The organism is Actinokineospora inagensis DSM 44258 (assembly GCF_000482865.1).
Classification (GTDB): Bacteria; Actinomycetota; Actinomycetes; order Mycobacteriales; family Pseudonocardiaceae; genus Actinokineospora; species Actinokineospora inagensis.
This window is the reverse complement of record NZ_KI519523.1, coordinates 14,987-36,910: the sequence shown is the minus strand read 5'-3', so window position 1 is coordinate 36,910 and position 21,924 is coordinate 14,987. Positions and strand designations below refer to the sequence as shown.

Sequence of the window (21,924 nt, the reverse complement as noted above, 5' to 3'; positions counted from 1 at the left end):
CCCCTTGCCTCAGCGCAGGTTCACCCGCAGCGGAACGACCGCTGGACATCGGCAGTGCGTCTTGTCTCGCGGTTGGTTCGCTGTCGCCGAACGATCGCTGGACATCGGCCGCAAGCCTTGCGTCGGGGCTGGTTCACTCGCAGTTGGACCACCGCTGGACATCGGCAGTGCTCCTTGCCTCAGCGTAGATTCACTCGCAGCGGAACGATCGCTGGACATCGGCAGTGCGTCTTGTCTTGCGGTTGGTTCGCCGCAGCCGAACGACCGCTGGACAACGGTGGTACGTCTTGTCTCAGGGGTTGGTTCACCCGCAACTGAACTACCGCTGGACATCGGCAGTACTCGTTGCCTCAGTGCAGGTTCACTCGCAGCGGAACGACCGCTGGACATCGGCAGTGCTCCTTGCCTCACGGTTGGTCTACCCGCAACCGAACCACCGCTGGAACGGCAATGTGTGTTGCTTCGCGGCTGGTTCGCCGCGACTGAACGGCCGCTGGACAGTGGTAGCACGTCTTGTCTCAGGGGCTGGTCCACCCACAACCGAACTACCGCAGACATCGGCGGTGCGTCTTGTCTTGCGGCTGGTTCGCCGTAGCCGAACGATCGCTGGACATCGGCGGCACGCCTTGCGTCAGGGCCGGTTCACCCGCAACCGGACCACCGCGACTAGTCCACTGAGGACAGTGAGTCCGCCCGCCAGTACCGCCGCCCAGGTGAGCGACGCCGCCGCAGCGATCGCGGGCCCGACCACTGCCCCCACGAACGTTGCTGCCGCCTCCACCGTGAACATCGCCGCCGCCACCCGTCCCAATACCGCGTTCGGCGTGACCCGCTGAACCGTCGTCTGCACCGCGCCCAACGCCGTCGACCCCGCCGCCCCGACCACCACCGCGACACCCAGCGCCGGAACCAGTGATCCGGTGACGAACAACGAGGTCAGCGCGCCGCCGGTCACGATGAGAGCCACACCGAGCAGCCGTCCGACGGGTAATCGGTCGACCAGTCGCAGCAGCGGCCCACCCAGCAGGAACCCGATGCCCAGCGCGGACATCACCGCCCCGGTCGCTGCGCTGCCGCCGAGGACAGTCATCCCGTACGGCACCAGCAACACCGCGACGCTCGCGTTCGCGCCGAGGAACAGGCCGTTCACCACCACCAAGACCCTCGTCGTCGGGTTCCGCCAGACGTGTGTCCAGCCCCCGCGCTCCCTGCGTTGTTGTGGACTCCCTTCTTGTCGCGCCGTGCACAGGACCGCCACCGCCGACACCACATAGGTTCCCAGGTCGAGCCAGACCAGGAGGTCAAACCCGACCACCGCGAACAGCGCACCACCTAAGGGCGCGCCGACCAGCCGCACAATCCCGTCGGTGACCGCGTTCACCGCATTGGCGCTCGTCAACTCCTTTCCCGTCCCGACAACCACCGGCGTCTGCGCCTGCGCGGCGGGCCGGAACATCACCGTGCCAACGCTTTCCACTACCAGAGCCACATACACCCACCACACGGTGTCCGCTACCAGCAACACCGCCACCGCGCCCGCCCGCAGCACATCCGCCGCCGCCATCACCAGCCGGCGATCGACCCGATCGGCCACCACGCCCGCGAACGGCCCCAGCACCACCGGCGGTAAGAACTCCGCCGCCATCGCCGCCCCGGCCGCCGTGACCGACCCGGTCAGCTCCAACACATACGCGGGCACGGCGACAACCAGCAACCACGACCCGAGCTGGCTGACCAACCGCCCGAGCCACAACGACCGGAAATCCCGGATCCGCAACGCTTCCGACATGACTGCCCCCCTCCGGAACCGAAGCTACCGAGATCGGCAGGTTGTCACGGGGCTTCGGTTCGGACTGTGGACACCCCCAGCGCTTGTGGATAACTTCCACAGGCACGGCTGGGGCCTGGTGCCCTGCCGCCCCTGTTCCACCTCGACCATCTCCCCCCGTTCGCCCTACACCCCGCCTGACGCGACGCCCGCCACGCCTGGAGGTTCCTGCCGCACCGACTCGCCACGCCTGAAAGTTCTTGACTGTTCCCCACCCGGCGGCTACGCAGGAGCCCGCCCACCCGGGGGCCGGGGGCCCATTCCTGAACGTACCGCGAGCGGTGGTTTGTCAAGAGGGGGAAGGGGCAGGCTGTGGATGGGCGGCAGCATTGTGGACGGGTTCGGGTTCACAGTTGCCGGGTGGTGGCTGGCGTTCGAGGGATCTGCTTACAGTGGGGGGTATGCGTACTGTGATCGTCAGCGGGGGTGCGACCGGGGTCGGGCGGGCGGTGGCCGAGAGGTTCGGCGGGGATCGGGTTGTCCTCTTAGGACGTCGAGGGGATGTGCTCGCGGAGACTGCCGCCGCAGTGGGGGCCGAGGCGATTCCGGGGGATCTGGCGGACCCGGACACCGTCGACCGGGTCGTGGCGGAGATCGTGGCGGGTGGGGGTGGGGTTGACGTTCTGATCGCGGCGGCCGGTGGGAATGTGTTGCTGCAGGGGGAGCGGCCGCCGGGTACGGCGGGGGTGGCGTGGCATTGGACGGAGAACTTCCGGATCAACACGCTCACGGCGGTGTTGCTGGTCGAGGCGTTGAAGGACCACCTGAACGACGGCGCGCGGGTCATCCTCGTCAGTTCGATCGCGGCGTTTCGCGGGTCCGGCGAAGGGTCCTACGGCGGGGCGAAGGCGGCCTTGCACCCGTACAGCTTCGACCTGGCCAACGCGCTCGGGCCGAGGGGGATCACGGTCAACGTGGTCGCGCCGGGTTATGTGGCAGGCACGGAGTTCTTCCGGGGCGGCATGACCGACCAGCGGCACCAGGCGCTGGTCGACCAGACGCTCGTCAAGCGCGCCGGGACCGCCGAGGACGTCGCCGACACGGTGCACTGGTTGGCGTCGCCGCGAGCGGGGCACGTCACCGCCCAGGTCATCCAGGTCAACGGCGGCGCCAGATAGCGACGGCCCACTCCCCGGCGTGGGGAGTGGGCCGTCGGAGATACCGTTAGAGCAGGCCGACGGAGGTCAGCCAGTCCTTGGCGACCTTGGCGGCGTCCGGCTTGTCCGGGGCGGCGAGCTTGCTGTTCAGGTCGATCAGCACGTCAGTGGTCAGCTTCGCCGAGATGGCGTTGAGGACCTGCTTGACCGTGTCGTCCGCCTTGCTCTTGGTGACCAGCGGCACCACGTTCTGGGCGGCGAAGTTGGACTTCGGGTCGTCCAGCACGACGAAGTCGTTGGTCTTGATGGACGGGTCGGTGGTGAACAGGTCAGCCGCCTGGACGGCGCCGGTCTTGAGCGCGTCGACGGTCAGCGGGCCGCCCGCGTCGAGCGACTTGTACTCCTTGATGTCCAGGTTGTACGTGGTCTTCAGGCCGGGGAGGCCGTCGGCGCGCTTCTGGAACTCGGGCGGACCACCGAAGGTGACCTGACCGGTCTTGGCGAGGTCCTCGATCGTCTTGAGGTTCTGCTTCGACGCGGTGTCCTTGGTGACGACCACCGAGTCCTTGTCCTCCGCGGCCGACTTGTCGAGCACGGTCAGCTTGTCCGGCAGCGCCTTCTGCAGCGCCGCGTACACGTCGTCCGCGGTGGTCTGCTTGGCGGTCTTGTCGATGTAGGTGAGCAGCGTGCCGGTGTACTCCGGGATCAGGTCGATCGAGCCGTCCTGCAGACCCGGGTAGTAGGCCTCGCGGCTGCCGATGCCGAGCTTCTTGGTGACCTTGACGCCCTTGTTCCCCAGGCCCGCGGCGTAGATCTCGGCGAGCAGGCTGCTCTCCGGGAAGTTCGCCGAGCCGATGACGATGGTGCCGGTCGGCGCCGGGGTGCCGGTCGCCGCGCCGCCCGAGGGCTGGTTGGCGAGCGGGTCGGACGAGCCCCCGCACGCGGTCAGGGCGAGCGTGGCGGCCACCGCGGTCGCCACAGCGGCGAGTACGCGTTTCATCGAGGGTCTCCTCCGTCGATTCCTTCTGATCTTGCACCGCGGGCGCGAACGCGACCGCGGGGGTTCTTGCGCAGGCCGGGGGACACCACCAGCCACTGCACGCCGGTGAGCAGCAGTTCCACCACGATCGCCAAGACCGCGATGAGGACGGCGCCCGCGGCCATCTGGTCGTACTCGCGCAGCGCGTTGCCGTCGATGACGAACCGGCCGAGCCCGCCCAGCGACACGGCCGCGGCGATGCTGGCGGTTGCGATGACCTGCAGGGTCGCCGACCGCAGCGCACCGAGTACCAGCGGCAACGCGTTCGGCAGCTCCACCCGGAACAGGATCTGCCACTCGGTCATGCCCATACCGCGCGCCGCGTCCACAGCCGCCCGGTCGACGTTGCGGATGCCCGCGTACGTGCCCGCCAACAGCACCGGCACGGCCATCAGCACCAGCGCGATGGTCACCGCCTCCAACGCCAGCGTCAGCCCCAAGGCCAACACCAGCAGGATCAGCAGACCCAGTTCGGGCAGCGCGCGGAACGAGTTGACCACGCCGACCACCACGGTCCCACCGCGCCCGGTGTGCCCGATGTACGCGCCCAGCGGGATCGCGAGCACGGCCGCGATCAACACGGCGATGACGGTGTACTGCAGGTGCTCGCCCAGCCGCTGCGGGATGCCCGCGATGCCGAGCGTGGTCCGCCAGTGGTCCGGGTCGGTCAGCCAGTCGACGACCTGGGTGAAGACGTTCACCTGGCCACCACCCCGGCCCGCTTCCGGGCCCACGGCGTCATCGCCCGCCCGGCGAACGCCAGCAACCCGTCGACCACCAGGGCCAGCAGCACGATCAGCACGATCCCGGCGACGATCTCCTGGTAGTTCGGCGGACTGGACTGGGCGCCGTGCAGCAGGAAGAACCCGAGCCCACCCACCCCGATGATCTGCCCGACCGCGACCAGGCTGATGTTGGACACCGCCGCCACCCGCACCCCCGCGATCAGCACCGGCACCGCCAGCGGCAACTCAACCGCGAAGAACCGCCCCCCCGTGCGGTACCCCATCGCCGAGGCCGCCGCGATCACCGACTCCGGCACGGCCGCCAACGCGTCCGCGATCGACCGAACCAGCAGGGCCACGGTGTAGACGGTGAGGGCGGCCTGCACGTTGATCGGATCCAGGATCCGGGTGCCCAACACCAACGGCATGATCACGAACAACGCCAACGACGGGATCGTGTACAGCAACCCGGACACCGGCACCAGAATCGCCCGCGCGACCCGCCACCGGTTCGCCACCCACCCCAACGGCAACGACACCACGAGCCCGACGGCCACCGGCAGCAACGCCAACTGGAGATGATCACCGCTGGCCGACAGCAGCTCCGGGATGTGGTCCAGAACCCAGTTCACCGCAACACCCCCTGCCCCGGCGCCAACCCCACCCGTCCGAGCACTTGCCTTTCGACCGCGCCGGCGCCAGGCCAGACCCCACCCACCCTGGGGCCGGTCGTCCATTCATGACGATAGCGGACCTGGCGGGTTGTCAAGGGGGGTACGGATTCGGCTGTGGATGGAGCGATGGTGTGTGGACAGCTCGGTGCAGTAGGGCCGCCGATGTCGTCTGCCGAGCCGAGGTTGTTCGCGTCAAGTTCGAACCGAGGCCACGACTTCACCCGATCCAGCGCTTGCCGATCACCCACACCCGCGCCAGGCCAGACCCCACCCACCCGGGGGCCGGTCGCCCATTCATGACGATAGCGGACCTGGCGGGTTGTCAAGGGGGGTGCGAACTCGGTTGTGGACAGCTCGACGCTGTGTGGACAACTCGGTGTTGTAGGGCCGCCGATGCCGGTTGCCGAGCCGAGGCCGTTCGCGTCAGGCTTCAACCGATGCCGCGACTTCACCTGATTCAGTGCTTGCCGATTGGCCGCACTGGGGCCAGGGCAGACCCCACCCACCCGGGGGCTGGTCGCCCATCCATGACGATAGCGGACTTGGCTGGTTGTCAAGGGGAGTGTGGATTCGGCTGTGGACAGCGCGACGTCATGTGGACAGCTCGGCGCAGCAGGGCCGGTGATGTCGTCTGCCGAGCCGAGGTTGTTCATGTCCGGCTTCAACCGATGCCGCGACTTCACCTGATTCAGTACTTGCTGATTGGCCGCGCCGGTGCCAGGCCAGACCCCACCCACCCGGGGGCCGGTCGCCCATCCATGACGATAGCGGACCTGGCGGGTTGTCAAGGGGAGCGTAGAGGCGGCTGTGGAGAACTCCGCGCCATGTGGACAACCCGACGAGGCGGTGAGTTCCCGGGGGGTGACGTGGGGATCCGGGGCTCCGGTCATGGCTGCCACTCCACCGGATCGGCGGGCGGGGGCGGTGGAGTGGTCGTGAATCCGCTGGGTCACGAGGGCACCTCACCGGACCGGCGGGCGTCGTCGAGGGATTTGAGGACTGAGTCGGCGGTGACGCCGCCCAAGACGGTGCCGTCCGAGTCGACCGCGATGCCGATGCCCGCGGGGGAGCTGAGGGCGGCGTCGAGGGCGGTGCGCAGTGAGCCCGCTTTCGAGTCCGCGACGTAGAGGGAGCCGCCGGAGACCAGGTCGTCGCGGCGCAGCTCGCCTTCCACTGTGGACAGTGAGACGCCGGACACCCAGCCGAGTGGGGCGTTGCTGTCGTCGACCACCACGGCCCACCCGTTGCGCAGCGAACCGCGCGCCGACTCGACCGACGAGCCGAGCGGCACCGTCGGCAGTGGCGCGACCGACACGCCGTGCGCGGACAGGAACCCGAGTGACCGGTAGCCGCGGTCGCGGCCGACGAAGGCGGCGACGAAGTCGTCGACCGGTTTGGCCAGCAGCGTCGCCGGGGTGTCGTACTGGGCCAGCCGCCCGCCCACCCGCAGCACCGCCACCTTGTCGCCGAGCTTGATGGCCTCGTCGATGTCGTGCGTGACGAACACGATCGTCTTGCCCAGCTCCGACTGCAGCCGCAGCAACTCCTCCTGCAGGTCGTCGCGGACCACCGGGTCGACGGCGCTGAACGGCTCGTCCATCAGCAGCACCGGCGGGTCCGCGGCGAGCGCGCGGGCGACCCCCACCCGTTGCTGCTGACCGCCGGACAACTGCGCCGGGTAGCGGCCCGCCAGCTCCGACGGCAACCCGACGGTGACGAGCAGTTCCTCGGCGCGGCGGCGCGCGGCGGCCTTCTTCGCGCCCAGCAGCACCGGCACGGTCGCGATGTTGTCGAGCACGGTGCGGTGCGGGAACAGGCCGGCGTTCTGGATCACGTAACCGATGCCGCGGCGCAGCAGCGCGGGCTTGCGCGAGCGGATGTCCGCGCCGTCGATGCTGATCGTCCCGGACGTCGCCTCGACCATCCGGTTGATCATCCGCAGCGAGGTGGTCTTGCCGCAGCCGGACGGCCCCACCAGCACGGTCACCCGGCCGTCGTCGATGCTGAGGTCGAGGTGGTCCACCGCCACCGTGCCGTCGTCGTAGCGCTTGGTCACGGCCTGGAACTCGATCACTCGGGCCCCTCGGGTCGGCACGGCTCCTTGCCAGCCGCAGATCGCCCGACCTTAACCCGAACGGCTGACAACGGCAGGCCGTTTCACAATGTGGCGTCGATCGTACGGCCGGGTCGGTGCCCGGTCGGGCCCTCTCCTAGGCTCATCGGACTGTGGACCCCGTGACCAGCCTGCTGACCGCCCGCGGCGTGCACGCCCGCCCCCTGCGCACCCTGGTCGCGCTGCTGTGCGACGGCTGGCACGCGCTGGACGACCTGGTCAGAACCACCGCCGTGCCGCGGCGGACGGTCCAGGAGTTGATCGCCGCCGCGGGCCCCGACGCCGAACGCGACGCCGATTCGTGGCGCATCGTCCCGTCCAGGGTGGACGGCTACCGGGCGCTCACCGCCACCCCGCCGGACACCCCGGACGGCGAACTGCTGGCCGCGTACGAGGCGTATCTCACGGCCGTGCCCACCCCGGCCCGCGCCCTCGACCACGTCCAGGCCGACGCGGCCACCATGCTCCGCCGCGCCCGCTGGCTCGACCTCACCTACGACCTCCCCGGCGCCCGCCTGCTCTGCGTCGGCGACCACGACCTCACCGCGCTGGCCGCCTGCACCCTGCGCCCCGACCTCAAGGCCACCGTCGTCGACGTGGACGAACGGCTGCTGGACTACGTGGACACCACCGCCGCGGCACGTGGTCTGGACATCCAGTGCCTGTACGCGGACTTCCGGTTCGACCTGCCGCCGTCCGCCGTCGGTACCGCTGACCTGGTGTTCACCGACCCGCCGTACACCCCGGAGGGCATGCGCCTGTTCCTCGCGCGGGCCGTCGAGTCGCTGCGGGACCCGGACGGTCGCGCGTTGGTCGCGTACGGCTACAGCCCGCGCACACCCGCGCTGGGGTTGAAGGTCCAGCAGGAGATCCAGCGGCTGGGGCTGGTGTTCGAGGCCGTGCTGCCCGCGTTCAACCGGTACCACGGGGCGCAGGCCGTGGGCAGCGCGAGCGATCTTTACGTGCTGCAGCAGACATCCCGGTCGTCCCGGCTGGCCGAGTCGGCCGTTCGTGACGTTGTCTCAGGGATCTACACGCACGGACCGCAGTCGGTCGAGTCCGGCGGCACCCCGGTCCTGGCGCTCGACGAACTCAGCCGCCTGTCCGGCGCGCTCCCGACCGTCCCGGCGTGGACCGATCCGGTGCGCGCCAACGGACCGGTCGCGTACGACCTGACGGCGGACCCGGGTTCTTGGCTGGCGCGGGTGTTGCTGGCGGGGCCGCTGGAGGTCGTGGGGGCGTTGGTGTCCAACAACCACCCGGATGTCGCCGACCAGCGGGGCCAGGTCGCGTTGCGGGATTTGGTGCGGGGCAAGTACTCCCTCACCTTCCACCGCAGTGTGGCGGGTGGTCGCCACACGGTCGTTGTCGCGTCCCCTGTGGACGGTGGCGGCGTTCGTGGTGCCCTGCTTTCCCGCGTCCACGGCAAACTGGCCAACGTCTGGCGCGAGGCCCTGATCACCGACTCCGGCGGTACGGTGACCAAACGCGAGGCCAGGGAACAGGTGTCGATCCTGGCACCCGACGAGAACGACCTGGACCAACGCCTGATCGACCTGCCCCTGCACCGCGTCCGCCGAATCCTCGCCGCCGCCGACTAGGGGCGCCCGCCGATCCAGGGTGTCGCCGGAGTGGGGCCCGCGACGACGGTGTTGGCCAGTTGGGCCAGGGCTTCTGTGTGGGGGTCCCGGTGGCCGCCGGTGGGCAGGTAGGTGACCACGAGCCACCGGGTGTCGACAGGGACGGTGAGCTTCTCGAAGTTGTGTTCGTCACGGGTCCACCAGCCGGTGGTGTTCCGGGTGGGGACCGGGGTGCCGAGGGGGTCGGCGGGTTTGGTGGTGCAGATGCCGACGCTGTAAATGCCGTCGGGGGTGTCGGTGGAGGTGAGGTACATGGTGGGGGCGTCGGGGGTGTCGCCCTTGATGCCCGCCAGGAGGGGGACGCCGGGGTGGTCGGAGACGGGGAAGGTGGCGGTCAGCGGGACGTGCAGGGGGTTCCGCGGGGCTGACCGGAGGGACTCGGCGATGCGGATGAACTCGCTGCGGCCCGCCAGGACGTTGTAGCTGCTCAGGCTGAACTGGCCGGTGGGGGTGGACCAGCACAGCGAGAGGCTGGGGCTGCTCGCGAACCACACGCCGGGGTTGCCCGCGACTGTCACCCGTTCGGCGCCGTCCATGGAGTCGTCGCAGGGTTCCTTGGTGCGGGGGTAGGTGTTGAGGCGGACCCACTGGGAGTCCCTGGCGTCGACGGGGCCCGCGAACCAACTGGTGAACGCGTACGAACCATCGACGGCGGTGGAGCGGTTGTGCTCGGTGAAGCCGGGGAGCATCCAGGTGGGGGACCAGTCGACGGGGGCCTCGCTGGTGCCGACGGTGACTCCCCCGGCCGGGGCATGGTTCACGCTGTAGAGCACCACGGCGGCCGCCGCCATGGTGGCGGCGATGGCGGTGGGGACCAGCCAGCGGCGTTGGCGGGTGGCCTGCCGGGTGTGGACACTGCTCGCCGGGGGTGCCTGGGTGGCCTGGTGGTTGAGGGCGTCGCGGATCAAGTCTTCGATGTTGTTCACAGTGTCACCTGTCGCGGGGAGTCCAGTCGGGTGCGCAGGGTGGCGATGGCGCGGGAGATGTGGCTGCGGACGGTGGCGGCGGTGCAGCCGAGCTCGGTGGCGATCTCGTCGTCGGTGCGGTTGAGGTAGTAGCGGCCGACGACGGCGGCGCGCTGTTTGCGGGGCAGCGTGGCGATGGACGCCAGCAGCACGGTCCGGTCGTCGACGCGGCCGGTCTGGTCGGTCTCGTAGTCGGTGAGGTCGGCGGGGTTCAGCGGTAACTCGCGGGTCGAGCGCCTGCGCCGCCAGGACAGGAACTCGTTGGTGACCATCCGGGTGACGTAGGCGGCGGGTTGGTCGGTCCGCGAGATCCGGGACCACCGTTGCTGGGCGCGCAGCACCACCTCCTGCACGATGTCCTGCGCCTGGTGCGGGTCGCAGGTCAGCGTGGTCGCGTAGCGCAAGAGGCCGTCGAGTTGCCGCGCGAGGAAATCCTCGAATGTCATCAGCCCCCCTCTCACCCCATTGACGCGGTCGGCGCCGGATTTGTTGAGTTAGGCTGCCTCGGCGTGGGTGCCAGCAGCGATGTTCCCGCCCTGCGCCGGGGGCTGGCGGTGTTGCGGCTGCTCGCGGGCAAGGCGGGCCCGGTGGCGGCGGCCGCGATCGCGCGTGAGCTGGAGTTGCCGCGGTCAACGGTGTACCACCTGCTGGCGGAGCTGTCGGACGCCGGATTCGTCACGCACCTGCCGGAGGACCGCCGGTACGCGCTGGGGGTGGCCGCGTTCGAGTTGGGGTCGGCGTACCTGCGGCACGACCCGCTGGAGCGGTTGGCCCGGCCGGTGCTGGCCCGCCTGATCGGCCGCACCGGGCACACCGCGCACCTGGGGGTCCTGCACGGCCGGGAGACGCTGTACCTGCTCCGCGAACAGCCCGCGCGCCCGCACACGGTGGTGACCGACGTCGGCGTGCGGCTGCCCGCGCACCTGCCCGCGTCCGGCCGCGCGATGCTGGCGCACCTGCCCGCCGCCCAGGTCAGGGCCCTGTTCCCGAGCCGGGCCAGTTTCGTCGACCGCACCGGCCGCGGCCCCGTCCACCTGCCCGCGCTGCGCTCCCTGCTCACCGCCGAACGCCGCCGCGGCTGGGCGGTGGAGGACGGTTACGTGACCCCCGGTACCGCCTCCGTCGCCGCCGCCGTGTTCGACCACACCGGCCACCCGGTAGCCGCGATCAGCACCACCTTCCGACACAACTGCCCCACCGAATGCGGCGAACAGTGGCCCGACCTGGCCGAATCCACCCGCGTGGCGGCAAGCGAACTGACCATCAGGATCGGCGGCCGCGCCTGATCCACAATCCCGGTCACCCCGGCGTTGCCGGAAGAAGACGCGACCCGGCCGGTGCTGTCGAGATCCGACCTGCCAGGTCGGGGACCGAGCCGGGTGGGGGCGAGGGGAATGGGTGGTGGGAGAAGTGGATTCAGTGTCGGAGTGATGCCGAGACCCGACCTGCCAAGTTGGGGACCGTGCCGGGTGGGGATGAGGGGGTGGGTGGCGGGAGGAATAGACACCGCGTCTGGGGTGCCAGACACTGTCACCCGATCCCGTCTCGTGCCGAGGGGCCTGGCGGGTTGAGATGGGGGCATGGAACCTGTTGTCCTCGACGGCGGTGCGTTGACCATCGCGCAGGTGGTGGCGGTGGCCCGTGGTGGCGCCGCGGTCGTGTTGACCCCCGGGGCGTTGGCGGGGGTGGCGGCGACCAGGGCGCACATCGAGAAGCTGGCGGACGCGACCGAGCCGACCTACGGGGTGTCGACCGGGTTCGGGGCGTTGGCGGTCCGGCACATCCCGGTGGAGCGGCGGGCCGCGTTGCAGCGGTCGTTGATCCGGTCGCACGCGGCGGGTGCCGGACCCGAGGTGGAGCCGGAGGTGGTGCGGGCGTTGATGCTGCTGCGGCTGCGCACGCTCGCCACCGGTCGCACCGGGGTTCGCCAGTCCACTGTGGAGACTTTCGCGGCGGTGCTGAACGCGGGCATCCTGCCGGTGGTGCAGGAGAACGGCTCCCTCGGCTGCTCCGGTGACCTCGCCCCGTTGTCGGCCGTCGCGTTGGCGCTGATGGGGGAGGGCGAGGTCCGGCTCGGCGGTGAGTTGATGCCCGCCGCCGAAGCGTTGCGGCGCAACGGGATCGAGCCGCTGGAGCTGGTCGAGAAGGAGGGCCTGGCGCTGATCAACAGCACCGACGGCATGCTCGGTCAGCTCGCCATCGCGCTGACCGACCTGCGGGCGCTGCTGGACGTCGTCGACCTGACCGCGGCGATGAGCGTGGAGGCGCTGCTGGGCACCGACCGGGTGTTCGCGGCCGACCTGCAGGCGCTGCGGCCGCATCCCGGTCAGGCCGAGTCGGCCGCGCGGATCGCCGGGTTCCTCGCCGACTCGCCGATCGTCGCCAGCCACCGCGGTCCGGACTGCCCCCGCGTCCAGGACGCGTACTCGCTGCGCTGCGCCCCCCAGGTGCACGGGGCGGCGCGGGACACCGCGAGCCACGCGCGGGCGGTCGCCGAGCGGGAACTCGCTGCCGCGGTGGACAACCCCGTCGTCCTGCCGGACGGCCGGGTCGAGTCGAACGGGAACTTCCACGGCGCGCCCATCGCGTACGTGCTCGACTTCCTCGCCATCCCGGTCGCCGACGTGGCGAGCATGGCCGAGCGCCGCACCGACCGGATGCTGGACGTCGCCCGCTCGCACGGGTTGCCGCCGTTCCTCGCGCACGACCCCGGCGTCGACTCCGGCCACATGATCGCCCAGTACACCCAGGCCGCCATCGTCTCCGACCTCAAGCGGCTCGCCGTGCCCGCCTCCGTCGACTCGATCCCCAGTTCGGCGATGCAGGAGGACCACGTGTCGATGGGCTGGTCGGCGGCCCGCAAGCTGCGCCGGGCGGTCGACGGCCTCACCACCGTCCTCGCCGTCGAGTACCTGACCGCGGCCCGCGCGCTCGACCTGCGCGCCCCGCTCACCCCCGGCCCGGCGACCGCCGCAGCCGTCGCCGTCCTGCGCGAGCACGTCCCCGGCCCCGGCCCGGACCGCCACCTGGCCCCGGAGATCGCCGCCGCCGAACACCTGATCCGTTCCGGCGCCCTCCTGGCCGCCGTCGAGAGGAGGACCGCGTGACCACCCCCGGAGCCCGTCCCGTGCGCGCCGCCCGCGGTACCGCGCTGACCGCGCGGAACTGGCAGACCGAAGCCGCGCTGCGCATGTTCCACAACAACCTGGACGCCGAGGTCGCCGAGCGGCCCGATGACCTGGTCGTCTACGGCGGCACCGGTCGGGCCGCCCGCAACTGGGCCAGCTTCGACGCCATCACCCGCGAGTTGACCACGCTGTCCGAGGACGAGACGCTGCTCGTCCAGTCCGGGAAACCGGTCGGCGTCATGCGTACGCACGAGTGGGCGCCCCGGGTGCTGATCGCGAACTCGAACCTGGTCGGCGACTGGGCCACCTGGCCCGAGTTCCGCCGCCTGGAAGCGGCCGGGCTGACCATGTACGGCCAGATGACCGCCGGTTCCTGGATCTACATCGGCACCCAGGGCATCCTCCAGGGCACCTACGAGACGTTCGCCGCCATCGCCGCGAAGAGGTTCGGCGGGTCGCTCCAGGGGACGCTCACCCTCACCGCAGGCCTGGGCGGCATGGGCGGCGCGCAACCGCTTGCGGTGACGATGAACGGCGGCGTCGCGCTGGTCGTCGAGGTCGACCCGGACCGGGCCCGCCGCCGCGTGGACACCCGCTACCTCGACGAGCTCGCGCTGGACCTGGACGACGCGGTCGCGCGGGTGGAGCGGGCGAAGCGCGAGGGTGAGGCGCTGTCGGTCGGGGTGATCGGCAACGCGGCCGAGGTGCTGCCGGAGCTGCTGCGCCGGGGCGTCGAGGTCGACATCGTCACCGACCAGACCTCCGCGCACGACCCGCTGGCGTACCTCCCGCGCGGCGTCGACCTGGAAGACTGGGGCGACTACGCCGCCAAGAAGCCCGACGAGTTCACCGACCGGGCCCGCGACTCGATGGCCGAGCACGTCGACGCGATGATCGGGTTCCTCGACGCGGGCGCCGAGGTGTTCGACTACGGCAACTCGCTGCGCGGCGAGGCGAAGCTGGGTGGCTGCGAGCGCGCGTTCGACTTCCCCGGGTTCGTGCCCGCGTACATCCGCCCGCTGTTCTGCGAGGGCAAGGGCCCGTTCCGCTGGGCGGCGCTCTCCGGCGACCCGGCCGACATCGCCGCCACCGACCGGGCGATCCTGGACCTGTTCCCGGAGAACGAATCCCTGGCCCGGTGGATCCGGCTCGCGGGCGAACGCGTTGCCTTCCAAGGACTTCCGGCCCGCATCTGCTGGCTCGGCTACGGCGAACGGCACCTGGCCGGACTGCGGTTCAACGAGATGGTCGCCTCCGGTGAGCTCTCCGCGCCGGTCGTGATCGGCCGCGACCACCTCGACTGCGGCTCGGTCGCCTCCCCGTACCGGGAGACCGAGGCGATGGCCGACGGGTCCGACGCGATCGCCGACTGGCCGCTGCTCAACGCCCTGGTCAACACCGCGTCCGGGGCCAGTTGGGTGTCCATCCACCACGGCGGCGGCGTCGGCATCGGCCGGTCCATCCACGCGGGCCAGGTGACGGTGGCCGACGGGACACCACTGGCCGGGCAGAAGATCGAGCGGGTGCTCACCAACGACCCGGGCATGGGCGTCATCCGGCACGTGGACGCCGGGTACGACCGGGCGGACGAGGTCGCCGCCGAGCGCGGGGTGGCCGTCCCGATGGCCCGGTCATGACCGGCCTCGACGACATCGCCCGGATCGGCGCCGATCCGCGGCGCGGCGGCTACTCCCGGCACGGCTACGACCGGGCCGAACTGGAGTTGCGCACCTGGTTCACCGAGGAGGCCGGCCGCCGGGGGCTGGGGGTCGAATGCGACCGCAACGGCAACCTGTGGGCGTGGTGGGGGCCGCCGGGCGAGGGTGCCGTGGTGACCGGCAGCCACCTCGACTCGGTTCCCGGTGGCGGCGCGTTCGACGGTCCCCTTGGGGTGGTGTCGTCGCTGCAGGCCTTAGATCTGTTGCAGGCCAAGGGGTTTGTTCCCGGTAAGCCGATGGCCGTGGTTGTCTTCGCCGAGGAGGAGGGCGGCCGGTTCGGGTTGGCGTGCCTGGGCTCGCGGCTGGTGACCGGCGCGATCACCCCCGCCGCCGCGCTCCGACTGTCCGATCCGGACGGTGTGACCCTGGCCGAGGCGATGCGGTCGGCGGGGCTCGACCCGGCGCTCGTGGGGCCGGATGTGGAGGTTCTGCGGCGGATCGGGGTGTTCGTCGAGCTGCACGTCGAGCAGGGACGCGGGCTGATTGACCTTGGCGCGCCGGTCGGCGTGGCCAGTTCGATCCTGGCGCACGGGCGGTGGCGGGTCAGCGTGACCGGTGAGGGCAACCACGCGGGCGCGACCCTGATGGTGGACCGGCGTGACCCGATGATCGCCGCCGCCCAGGTGGTCCTGGCGGCCCGTCGAGCGGCGACGGGGGTTGAGGGCGCGCGGGCCACGGTCGGGCGGTTGGTGCCGAACCCAGGCGGCACGAACGTTATTCCGTCCAGTGTGGACTTGTGGCTGGACGCTCGCGCGGAGGACGACGCGCGCACCAGGGCCGTGGTCGAATCGGTGGCCGAGGCGGCGCGGGCGGCAGCGGCGGACGAGGGCTGCGAGGTGACGATCACCGAAGAGTCCTATGGGGACACTGTGGTGTTCGACCCGGCGTTGCGGGACAAGGTGTCGACGGTGCTCGGCGGGGTGCCCGCGCTGCCGACCGGGGCCGGGCACGACGCGGGCATCCTCGCGGCGCACGTACCGACCGCGATGTTGTTCGTGCGCAACCCGACCGGGGTCAGCCACGCGCCGGAGGAGTTCGCCGAAGCGGCGGACTGCTCGGCCGGTGTTGTCGCGTTGGCGTCGGCCTTGGAAGCGTTGGCGCGATGAAGTACTGGTGCCCGCTGGCGTGGTTGCCCTCGCGGGTGGCTTCCGGGGTGCTCGTGTCGGAGGTCGACGGCGTGATCACGTCGGTCGGGTCGGCCACTGATCCCGGTGACGCCATTGTGTTGCCCGGCTTGGTTTTCCCGGGCTTCGCCAACGCCCATTCGCACGCATTCCACCGTGCTTTGCGCGGCCGAACCCACGGTGACGGCGGCACGTTCTGGACCTGGCGCGAAAAGATGTACGACCTCGCCGACCGGCTGGACCCGGATTCGTACTACCTGCTCGCCCGCGCCGTTTATGCCGAGATGGCGTTGGCAGGCATCACCTGCGTTGGCGAGTTCCACTACCTGCACCACGCACCCGGCGGCGCCCGCTACCGCGACCCGAACGCCATGGGGCACGCCCTCATCGCCGCCGCTCAGGACGCAGGCATCCGGATCACCCTGCTTGACACTTGCTATTTGGCCGGGGGGATCGACCAGCCGGTTTCCCTTACCCAGCAACGGTTCTCCGATGGCGATGTGTTCGCTTGGGCTGCTCGTGTGGCCGAACTCCGGCCCGCGTCCCACGCTCGAATCGGCGCCGCCATCCACTCTGTTCGTGCGGTTCCACGTGCCGCATTGCCGGTGGTGGCCGGATTTGACGGGCCGGTGCACGTCCACCTTTCCGAGCAGCCCGCCGAGAATGACGCCTGCCTTTCGGCTTACGGCCGCACACCAACCGAACTCCTGGCCGACGCCGGTGCGCTGGGAGAGCGATTGACTGCCGTACACGCGACCCATTTGACCGCTTCGGACGTATCGTTGTTGGGGTCATCGCGAACAGGCGCTTGTTTCTGCCCGACCACTGAGGCGGATCTCGCGGATGGGATCGGACCCGCCCGCGAACTGGTCGACGCCGGGTCACCGCTGTCGTTGGGCAGCGACCAGCACGCCGTGATCGACATGCTGTTGGAGGCGCGCGCGGTGGAACACGGTGAGCGGTTGCGGACTGGTCAGCGGGGCAGGTTCACGGTGTCCGAGCTGGTTGCCGCGATGACCGCGCACACTGCTCTGGGGTGGCCGGAGGCCGGGCGCATCGAGGTGGGCGCTCCCGCCGACCTGGTCGCCGTCCGCCTCGACACGGTCCGGACGGCGGGCAGCCTGCCCGAACAGGCCGTACTGGCCGCGACAGCGTCCGATGTGGACACCGTGGTGGTCGGCGGCCGGGTGGTCGTCCGAGGGGGCGGGCACGCGCTCGGCGACATCGGCCCCCTGCTGGCCGAGGCGATCGGATGATGGCGCTGACCTGCGGTTTCCTTCAGTTGTCCACATTCGGTCGAGTTGTCCACAGATGGGGCTCGGGGCTGTCGGGGCGGATTTCGACCCCGTAGTCTGGAATAGGGTGGCCCCCCGGGCGGGAGGGGTGTCGGTGGGGGCGGGTCTCGGTTCGGGTGCGGGTTTTGGGTGGGGTCGGCCTCGGTTGGGCCGGGTTTCGGGCAGTGCCGGGCTCGGGTTGGGCCTGGTTTCGGTTGGGGTCCGGTTTCAGTTGGGCTGGGTTTCGGGTGGGCTGGGTTTCGGGTGGCGGCGAGGATCGGGTGGGGCGTCGCGGTCTGGCGGTACGGGATTGGGTGGGGCAGTTCCGGCGGGAGTTTCGCTACCACCGAGCTGGTGGCGGGGTGCGGGTGTGGGGTGCGAGCGATGTGGAGGCGACATGAGTGTGCTGGTCACGAATCTGGGTGAGCTCACCACGAACGACCCCGAGCTGGGCACGCTGACCGACGCAGCGATCATCCTCGATGGTGATCGGGTGGCGTGGGTGGGGCGGGCCGGGTACGCGCCGGAGGCGGACACGCGGGTGGACGCCGGTGGGCGGGCGGGGCTGCCCGGGTGGGTGGACAGCCACACGCACCTGGTGTTCGCGGGTGACCGGACGGCTGAGTTCGGGGCGCGGATGGCCGGTGAGCCCTACCAGGCGGGCGGCATCGCGGTCACGGTCGAGGCGACCCGCGCGGCGAGTGACGATGAGCTGCGGGCTGTCGTCCACCGTCATGTCGCTGAGGCGGTGGCGCAGGGGACCACGTACATCGAGACCAAGACGGGCTATGGGCTGACCGTCGCGGACGAGGTCCGGTCCGCGCGCATCGCCGCCGAGCTGGTCGACGAGGTCACCTACCTCGGGGCCCACCTGGTCCCGCCCGGCTCCGACCCCGAGGACTACCTGGCCCTGGCCACCGGCGAAATGCTCGACGAGGTCGCCCCCTACTGCCGCTGGGCGGACGTCTTCTGCGAGACCGGTGCCTTCGACGAGGCGCAGTCCCGCCGGGTCCTGAAAGCCGCCGCCGCCCGTGGTCTCGGTCTGCGCGTGCACGGCAACCAGCTCGGCCCGGGTCCGGGCGTCCAACTCGCGGTCGACCTCAACGCCGCCAGCGTCGACCACTGCACCCACCTCACACCGTCCGATGTGGACGCCCTGGCCGGTTCGTCCACCGTCGCCACCCTGCTCCCGGCGTGCGACCTGTCCACCCGCCAACCCCTCCCACCCGCCCGCACCCTCCTCGACGCGGGCGCCACCATCGCCATCGCCACCAACTGCAACCCCGGCTCGTCCTACACCTCGTCCATGGCCTTCTGCGTCGCCACCGCCGTCCTGCAGATGCACCTCTCCGTCCCCGAGGCCATCCGCGCCGCCACCCTCGGCGCCGCCCAAGCCCTCCGCCGCCCCGACATCGGCACCCTCCGCCCCGGCTCCCGCGCCGACCTCCACCTCATCGACGCCCCCTCCGCCACCCACCTCGCCTACCGCCCCGGCACCCCCCTCACCTGGGCCGTCTGGCGCTCAGGCTCTCCAGCCCACCTGCCGCGAGAATGATCGTCTCGCCACTCCACCCACGTTCTTGCCACTCCGCAGACATCGTCGCGGCGATCCCGATAGGGTCGGAAGAATCCATTGTGGTGTTCTTCTCGATTCCGGCATGCGGGCGTACTAAATCTCCGATGTCGTTGTTGGTTGCCCACACGACTAACGATCGGACAAACGGCTCTACCGCCGGATCGTTCAACTCTTCGTCCCGGGCCAACCGATACTGATGCCGGGAAAGCGGTTGCCGAGACAACCACGACGTGAACCGGGTCGCCGCCGATCCCGACATGCCCCGGGCTGGGCCATCCCCCTGGCCGTCGTAGGAGTTGTCGAAAAGGCGGTACAGGTCAGCCGAAACGGGTGTTCGCCAGACCAGGGTGCCCGACTCGGTGCGCACCATACTCCGGTCGTGCCGACTCATCAGGGCATTCACCACCTTGTCCCGCATGGCTTTGTCCGCGCTGGCTTCAGCAGCCGATCGCACGGTCTCGGTCAGTTCGTTGCGCAACTTCTCCGCCAATTCCGCGCCCTCGGCCACGCAGTCTAAGGCGAGTCCGAGCGCGGTCGCCGTGCGGGAGGCCAGGCATGCCTCTACCACTTGGTCGGCGTCCGAACCCGCTACGTAGAGCAGCGTCGTCTCCCGCCACCAGTCGTCGTCGACGGCGTAGCACAGAGTGTCGACCAGGTTCTTCTCGCGGATGTATGCGGCGGCCAGGTATTCCTGGAATGTCAAGTGGGCGAAGGCGAACTGGTGGGTTTCCCATTCCGCCAGCAGACCGTCGGACATGACCCGCAGCAGGTGCGCCTCGCCGTCCAGCGGGGTGGAGAGCCGCCGCAGCATTCGGTCGAACTCGTCCACGACGTCCTGCCGGGGCAGTTGGCGAACGCCCTTGGTCATCATCAGATATGCCAGCGACCGCAACAACACCATCTTGTGCCGCGTATTGCCCGCCGCGGCGATGTTCTTCGCTTCCTGACGGTGCCACAGCATGACCTCGCAGATCTCCTTGTAGAGATCCGCTCTGGAGCCCGGTAAGGCGCCGCGGAACCGATGCACCGTCGCGATCATGGTGAGCAGCAACGGATTCACTGTCAGGTCTGCCAATCCGGGCGCGGCATCCAGGCGCCGCAACAGGTCCTCGGCGTCACTCGTGGCCCGCTGTTCGGCGTTCTCGTCGTTGCTCGGCAGCGCTCGATACCAGCCGCGGATGAACTCGCGCACCTGTGAAACCGTGAACGGGCGCACCTGCAACACGGTCGCACCCGTGACCGGCGCGTCCAGAAACCCCTGTGGTCGTGAGGTCAACACGTAATCGTTGCGTGGATAGTGGTGTATCTGCGTTTCCACCCATGTCGCGACCTTCCGCCGGTCGTCGGCTCGTGCCACCTCGTCCAGTCCGTCGAGCATGACCACGCAGCGACCCGATTCGAGTTGGGTCTCGAACCACTTGCCCGGTTCCTGCTCCGCGAGACCGCCCAACCGCGCTCGGAGCAGGTCTGGGATCTGCTTGCCCGCGATGATGTCATCGAGGTGGTCGCGCAGGTACAGCAGGATCGGCAGGGGTCGTGTTACACGGCCCTGGCAGGTGTCGCGCACGGTTTTGCGCACCAAAGTCGTCTTCCCCGTACCCGGGCCGCCCAGGACCGCCAGCACCCGGGGCTCCGGTCCGTGCAGGAAGTGGCTCAGCGGGAACCGCTCGGGCAGGTCGGCGGGCACCTCGGTCAGCAGGTCGGTACCCACTTGCTGGGCGCGTCTGGGGACCAGGCTGACATCGACGTACACCAGGTCCAACTCCAGGCTGGAGTCGCCGAGGGTCTGCAGGCCCTTCAGGTCGACGTACTGGAGGACCCGCAGCATGTGGCGCCGGTACTCCAAGCTGAACCCCGTGCCCGAACGGCGCAGGTACACGACGACCAACGATGCCACGACAGGTGCCATCACCGCGATCACAACCAAGAGTTCCATCCGGACCCCTCCCGTCGGTACTTCGTACGATCCCATACCCGGGAAAACTCCGGGCACCTGGAGTTGCTCCGGGGTTAGGGTCGGCGGACATGGAGTACGTGAACCTCGGCCGCACCGGTCTCCGGGTGTCCCGGCTCGTGTTGGGCACCATGAACTTCGGGGTGGTCACCGACGAGCCGGACAGTTTTCGGGTGATGGATCGGGCGCACGAGCACGGCATCAACTTCTTTGACACGGCGGACATCTACGGGCCGGGGGACAGCGTCGGGGGTACCGAGGAGTTGATCGGTCGGTGGCTGGCGCAGGGTGGTGGCCGGCGGGAGCGCACGGTGTTGGCCACGAAACTCCATGGCGCGATGGGTGATTGGCCGAATGAGGGCCGGTTGTCGGCGCTGCACATCAGGCGGGCCGTGGAGGCGTCGCTCAGGCGGTTGCGGACCGACTACCTCGATCTGTACCAGATGCACCACGTGGACCGGGCCACGCCGTGGGAGGAGATCTGGGGGGCGTTCGAAGTCCTGCGGCAGCAGGGGAAAGTCGTCTACTTCGGGTCGTCGAACTTCGCGGGGTGGCATCTCGCGCAGGCGCAGGAGGCGGCGCAGGCCCGGGGCTTCGTGGGGCTGGTCGCCGAGCAGTCGATCTACAGCCTGGCGAACCGGTGGATCGAGGTGGACGTCCTCCCGGCGGCCCGGCACTACGGCATCGGCGTCATCCCGTGGTCGCCGTTGAGCAGTGGCATCCTGGGTGGGGTGCTGCGCAAACAGGAGACGGCCGTGCGCGGGGCGACCGGGCGCGGCGCGGTCCTGCTCGAACGGCATCGGGGCCAAATAGCGGCGTATGAGGCGTTCTGCGCTGAGCTCGGGGCGGACCCGGCCGACGTCGCGCTCGCCTGGTTGCTGTCCAGGGACGGCGTGACCGGTCCGATCATCGGACCGCGCACGGTCGAGCAGGTGGACGGCGCGCTGCGGGCCTTCGACGTCACCCTGGACGAACCGACACTGACCACACTGGACGAACTGTTCCCACCACCCGGGAACGGTGGACCCGCACCCGAGGCTTACGCCTGGTAGAACCCTTAGATTGGAAG

General features: G+C 70.1%; 17 protein-coding genes. 9 read left to right on the top strand and 8 right to left on the bottom strand.

What is annotated here, in order from left to right; translation table 11 throughout:
- Positions 1–631: 631 nt before the first annotated feature.
- Positions 632–1,789: an MFS transporter gene (locus tag H504_RS0132510; protein ID WP_026426210.1), complete on the bottom strand. Its 1,158-nt coding sequence runs from the start codon at positions 1,787–1,789 to the stop codon at positions 632–634.
- 440 nt (positions 1,790–2,229) lie between these two features.
- On the opposite strand from H504_RS0132510, the gene H504_RS0132505 reads away from it, so the two are divergent.
- Positions 2,230–2,946 (top strand): SDR family NAD(P)-dependent oxidoreductase, encoded by a 717-nt coding sequence (locus tag H504_RS0132505; protein ID WP_051386498.1) that lies wholly within the window; start codon positions 2,230–2,232, stop codon positions 2,944–2,946.
- A 46-nt stretch (positions 2,947–2,992) separates the two neighbouring features.
- Here H504_RS0132505 and H504_RS0132500 read toward each other — a convergent pair whose 3' ends face one another.
- The 4 genes from H504_RS0132500 to H504_RS0132485 all read right to left on the bottom strand — a co-directional run bounded on the left by H504_RS0132500 (position 2,993) and on the right by H504_RS0132485 (position 7,437).
- The gene (locus tag H504_RS0132500; RefSeq protein ID WP_026426208.1) at positions 2,993–3,925 is read right to left on the bottom strand and encodes an ABC transporter substrate-binding protein; all 933 of its coding nucleotides are present in this window, start codon (positions 3,923–3,925) and stop codon (positions 2,993–2,995) included.
- Positions 3,922–4,665: an ABC transporter permease gene (locus tag H504_RS38190; RefSeq protein ID WP_051386499.1), complete on the bottom strand. Its 744-nt coding sequence runs from the start codon at positions 4,663–4,665 to the stop codon at positions 3,922–3,924. The genes H504_RS0132500 and H504_RS38190 overlap by 4 nt, the downstream gene beginning before the upstream one ends.
- Positions 4,662–5,321, bottom strand: a complete 660-nt coding sequence (locus H504_RS0132490; RefSeq protein WP_026426207.1) for an ABC transporter permease — start codon at positions 5,319–5,321, stop codon at positions 4,662–4,664. The genes H504_RS38190 and H504_RS0132490 overlap by 4 nt, the downstream gene beginning before the upstream one ends.
- A 991-nt stretch (positions 5,322–6,312) precedes the next feature.
- Entirely contained in the window at positions 6,313–7,437 is a 1,125-nt protein-coding gene (locus tag H504_RS0132485) for an ABC transporter ATP-binding protein (protein WP_026426206.1), read from the bottom strand.
- Between the two features lie 161 nt (positions 7,438–7,598).
- On the opposite strand from H504_RS0132485, the gene H504_RS0132480 reads away from it, so the two are divergent.
- Positions 7,599–9,077: a bis-aminopropyl spermidine synthase family protein gene (locus tag H504_RS0132480; RefSeq protein WP_245614554.1), complete on the top strand. Its 1,479-nt coding sequence runs from the start codon at positions 7,599–7,601 to the stop codon at positions 9,075–9,077.
- Here the strand turns inward: H504_RS0132480 and H504_RS0132475 are convergent.
- Positions 9,074–10,042 carry a hypothetical protein gene (locus H504_RS0132475; RefSeq protein ID WP_026426204.1) on the bottom strand — a complete coding sequence of 323 codons (969 nt, stop codon included), beginning with the start codon at positions 10,040–10,042 and terminating at the stop codon, positions 9,074–9,076. The two genes, H504_RS0132480 and H504_RS0132475, sit on opposite strands and share 4 nt — an antisense overlap.
- Positions 10,039–10,527, bottom strand: coding sequence for a SigE family RNA polymerase sigma factor (locus H504_RS0132470; protein ID WP_026426203.1), 489 nt, complete (start codon positions 10,525–10,527; stop codon positions 10,039–10,041). The genes H504_RS0132475 and H504_RS0132470 overlap by 4 nt, the downstream gene beginning before the upstream one ends.
- A gap of 63 nt (positions 10,528–10,590) precedes the next feature.
- On the opposite strand from H504_RS0132470, the gene H504_RS0132465 reads away from it, so the two are divergent.
- From H504_RS0132465 to hutI, 6 genes are all read left to right on the top strand, one after another.
- Complete coding sequence (locus H504_RS0132465) at positions 10,591–11,367, top strand: IclR family transcriptional regulator (RefSeq protein WP_026426202.1); 777 nt, start codon at positions 10,591–10,593, stop codon at positions 11,365–11,367.
- Positions 11,368–11,661: 294 nt separating this feature from the next.
- On the top strand, positions 11,662–13,188 hold the full coding sequence (hutH, locus tag H504_RS0132460; RefSeq protein WP_026426201.1) for a histidine ammonia-lyase: 1,527 nt from the start codon (positions 11,662–11,664) through the stop codon (positions 13,186–13,188).
- On the top strand, positions 13,185–14,846 hold the full coding sequence (gene hutU, locus H504_RS0132455) for a urocanate hydratase (RefSeq protein WP_035307347.1): 1,662 nt from the start codon (positions 13,185–13,187) through the stop codon (positions 14,844–14,846). The genes hutH and hutU overlap by 4 nt, the downstream gene beginning before the upstream one ends.
- A complete protein-coding gene (locus H504_RS0132450; protein WP_026426199.1) occupies positions 14,843–16,033 on the top strand; it encodes an allantoate amidohydrolase in 1,191 nt (396 codons plus the stop codon). Before hutU ends, H504_RS0132450 begins: the two co-directional genes overlap by 4 nt.
- The gene (locus H504_RS0132445; RefSeq protein WP_026426198.1) at positions 16,030–17,307 is read left to right on the top strand and encodes a formimidoylglutamate deiminase; all 1,278 of its coding nucleotides are present in this window, start codon (positions 16,030–16,032) and stop codon (positions 17,305–17,307) included. The genes H504_RS0132450 and H504_RS0132445 overlap by 4 nt, the downstream gene beginning before the upstream one ends.
- A gap of 415 nt (positions 17,308–17,722) precedes the next feature.
- A complete protein-coding gene (gene hutI / locus H504_RS0132440) occupies positions 17,723–18,880 on the top strand; it encodes an imidazolonepropionase (protein ID WP_026426197.1) in 1,158 nt (385 codons plus the stop codon).
- On the opposite strand, the gene H504_RS38185 is transcribed toward hutI, so the two are convergent.
- Positions 18,828–20,822: an NACHT domain-containing protein gene (locus H504_RS38185; protein WP_169735494.1), complete on the bottom strand. Its 1,995-nt coding sequence runs from the start codon at positions 20,820–20,822 to the stop codon at positions 18,828–18,830. The genes hutI and H504_RS38185 overlap by 53 nt on opposite strands.
- A gap of 104 nt (positions 20,823–20,926) precedes the next feature.
- On the opposite strand from H504_RS38185, the gene H504_RS0132430 reads away from it, so the two are divergent.
- Positions 20,927–21,907, top strand: coding sequence for an aldo/keto reductase (locus tag H504_RS0132430; RefSeq protein ID WP_026426196.1), 981 nt, complete (start codon positions 20,927–20,929; stop codon positions 21,905–21,907).
- Positions 21,908–21,924: the final 17 nt, after the last annotated feature.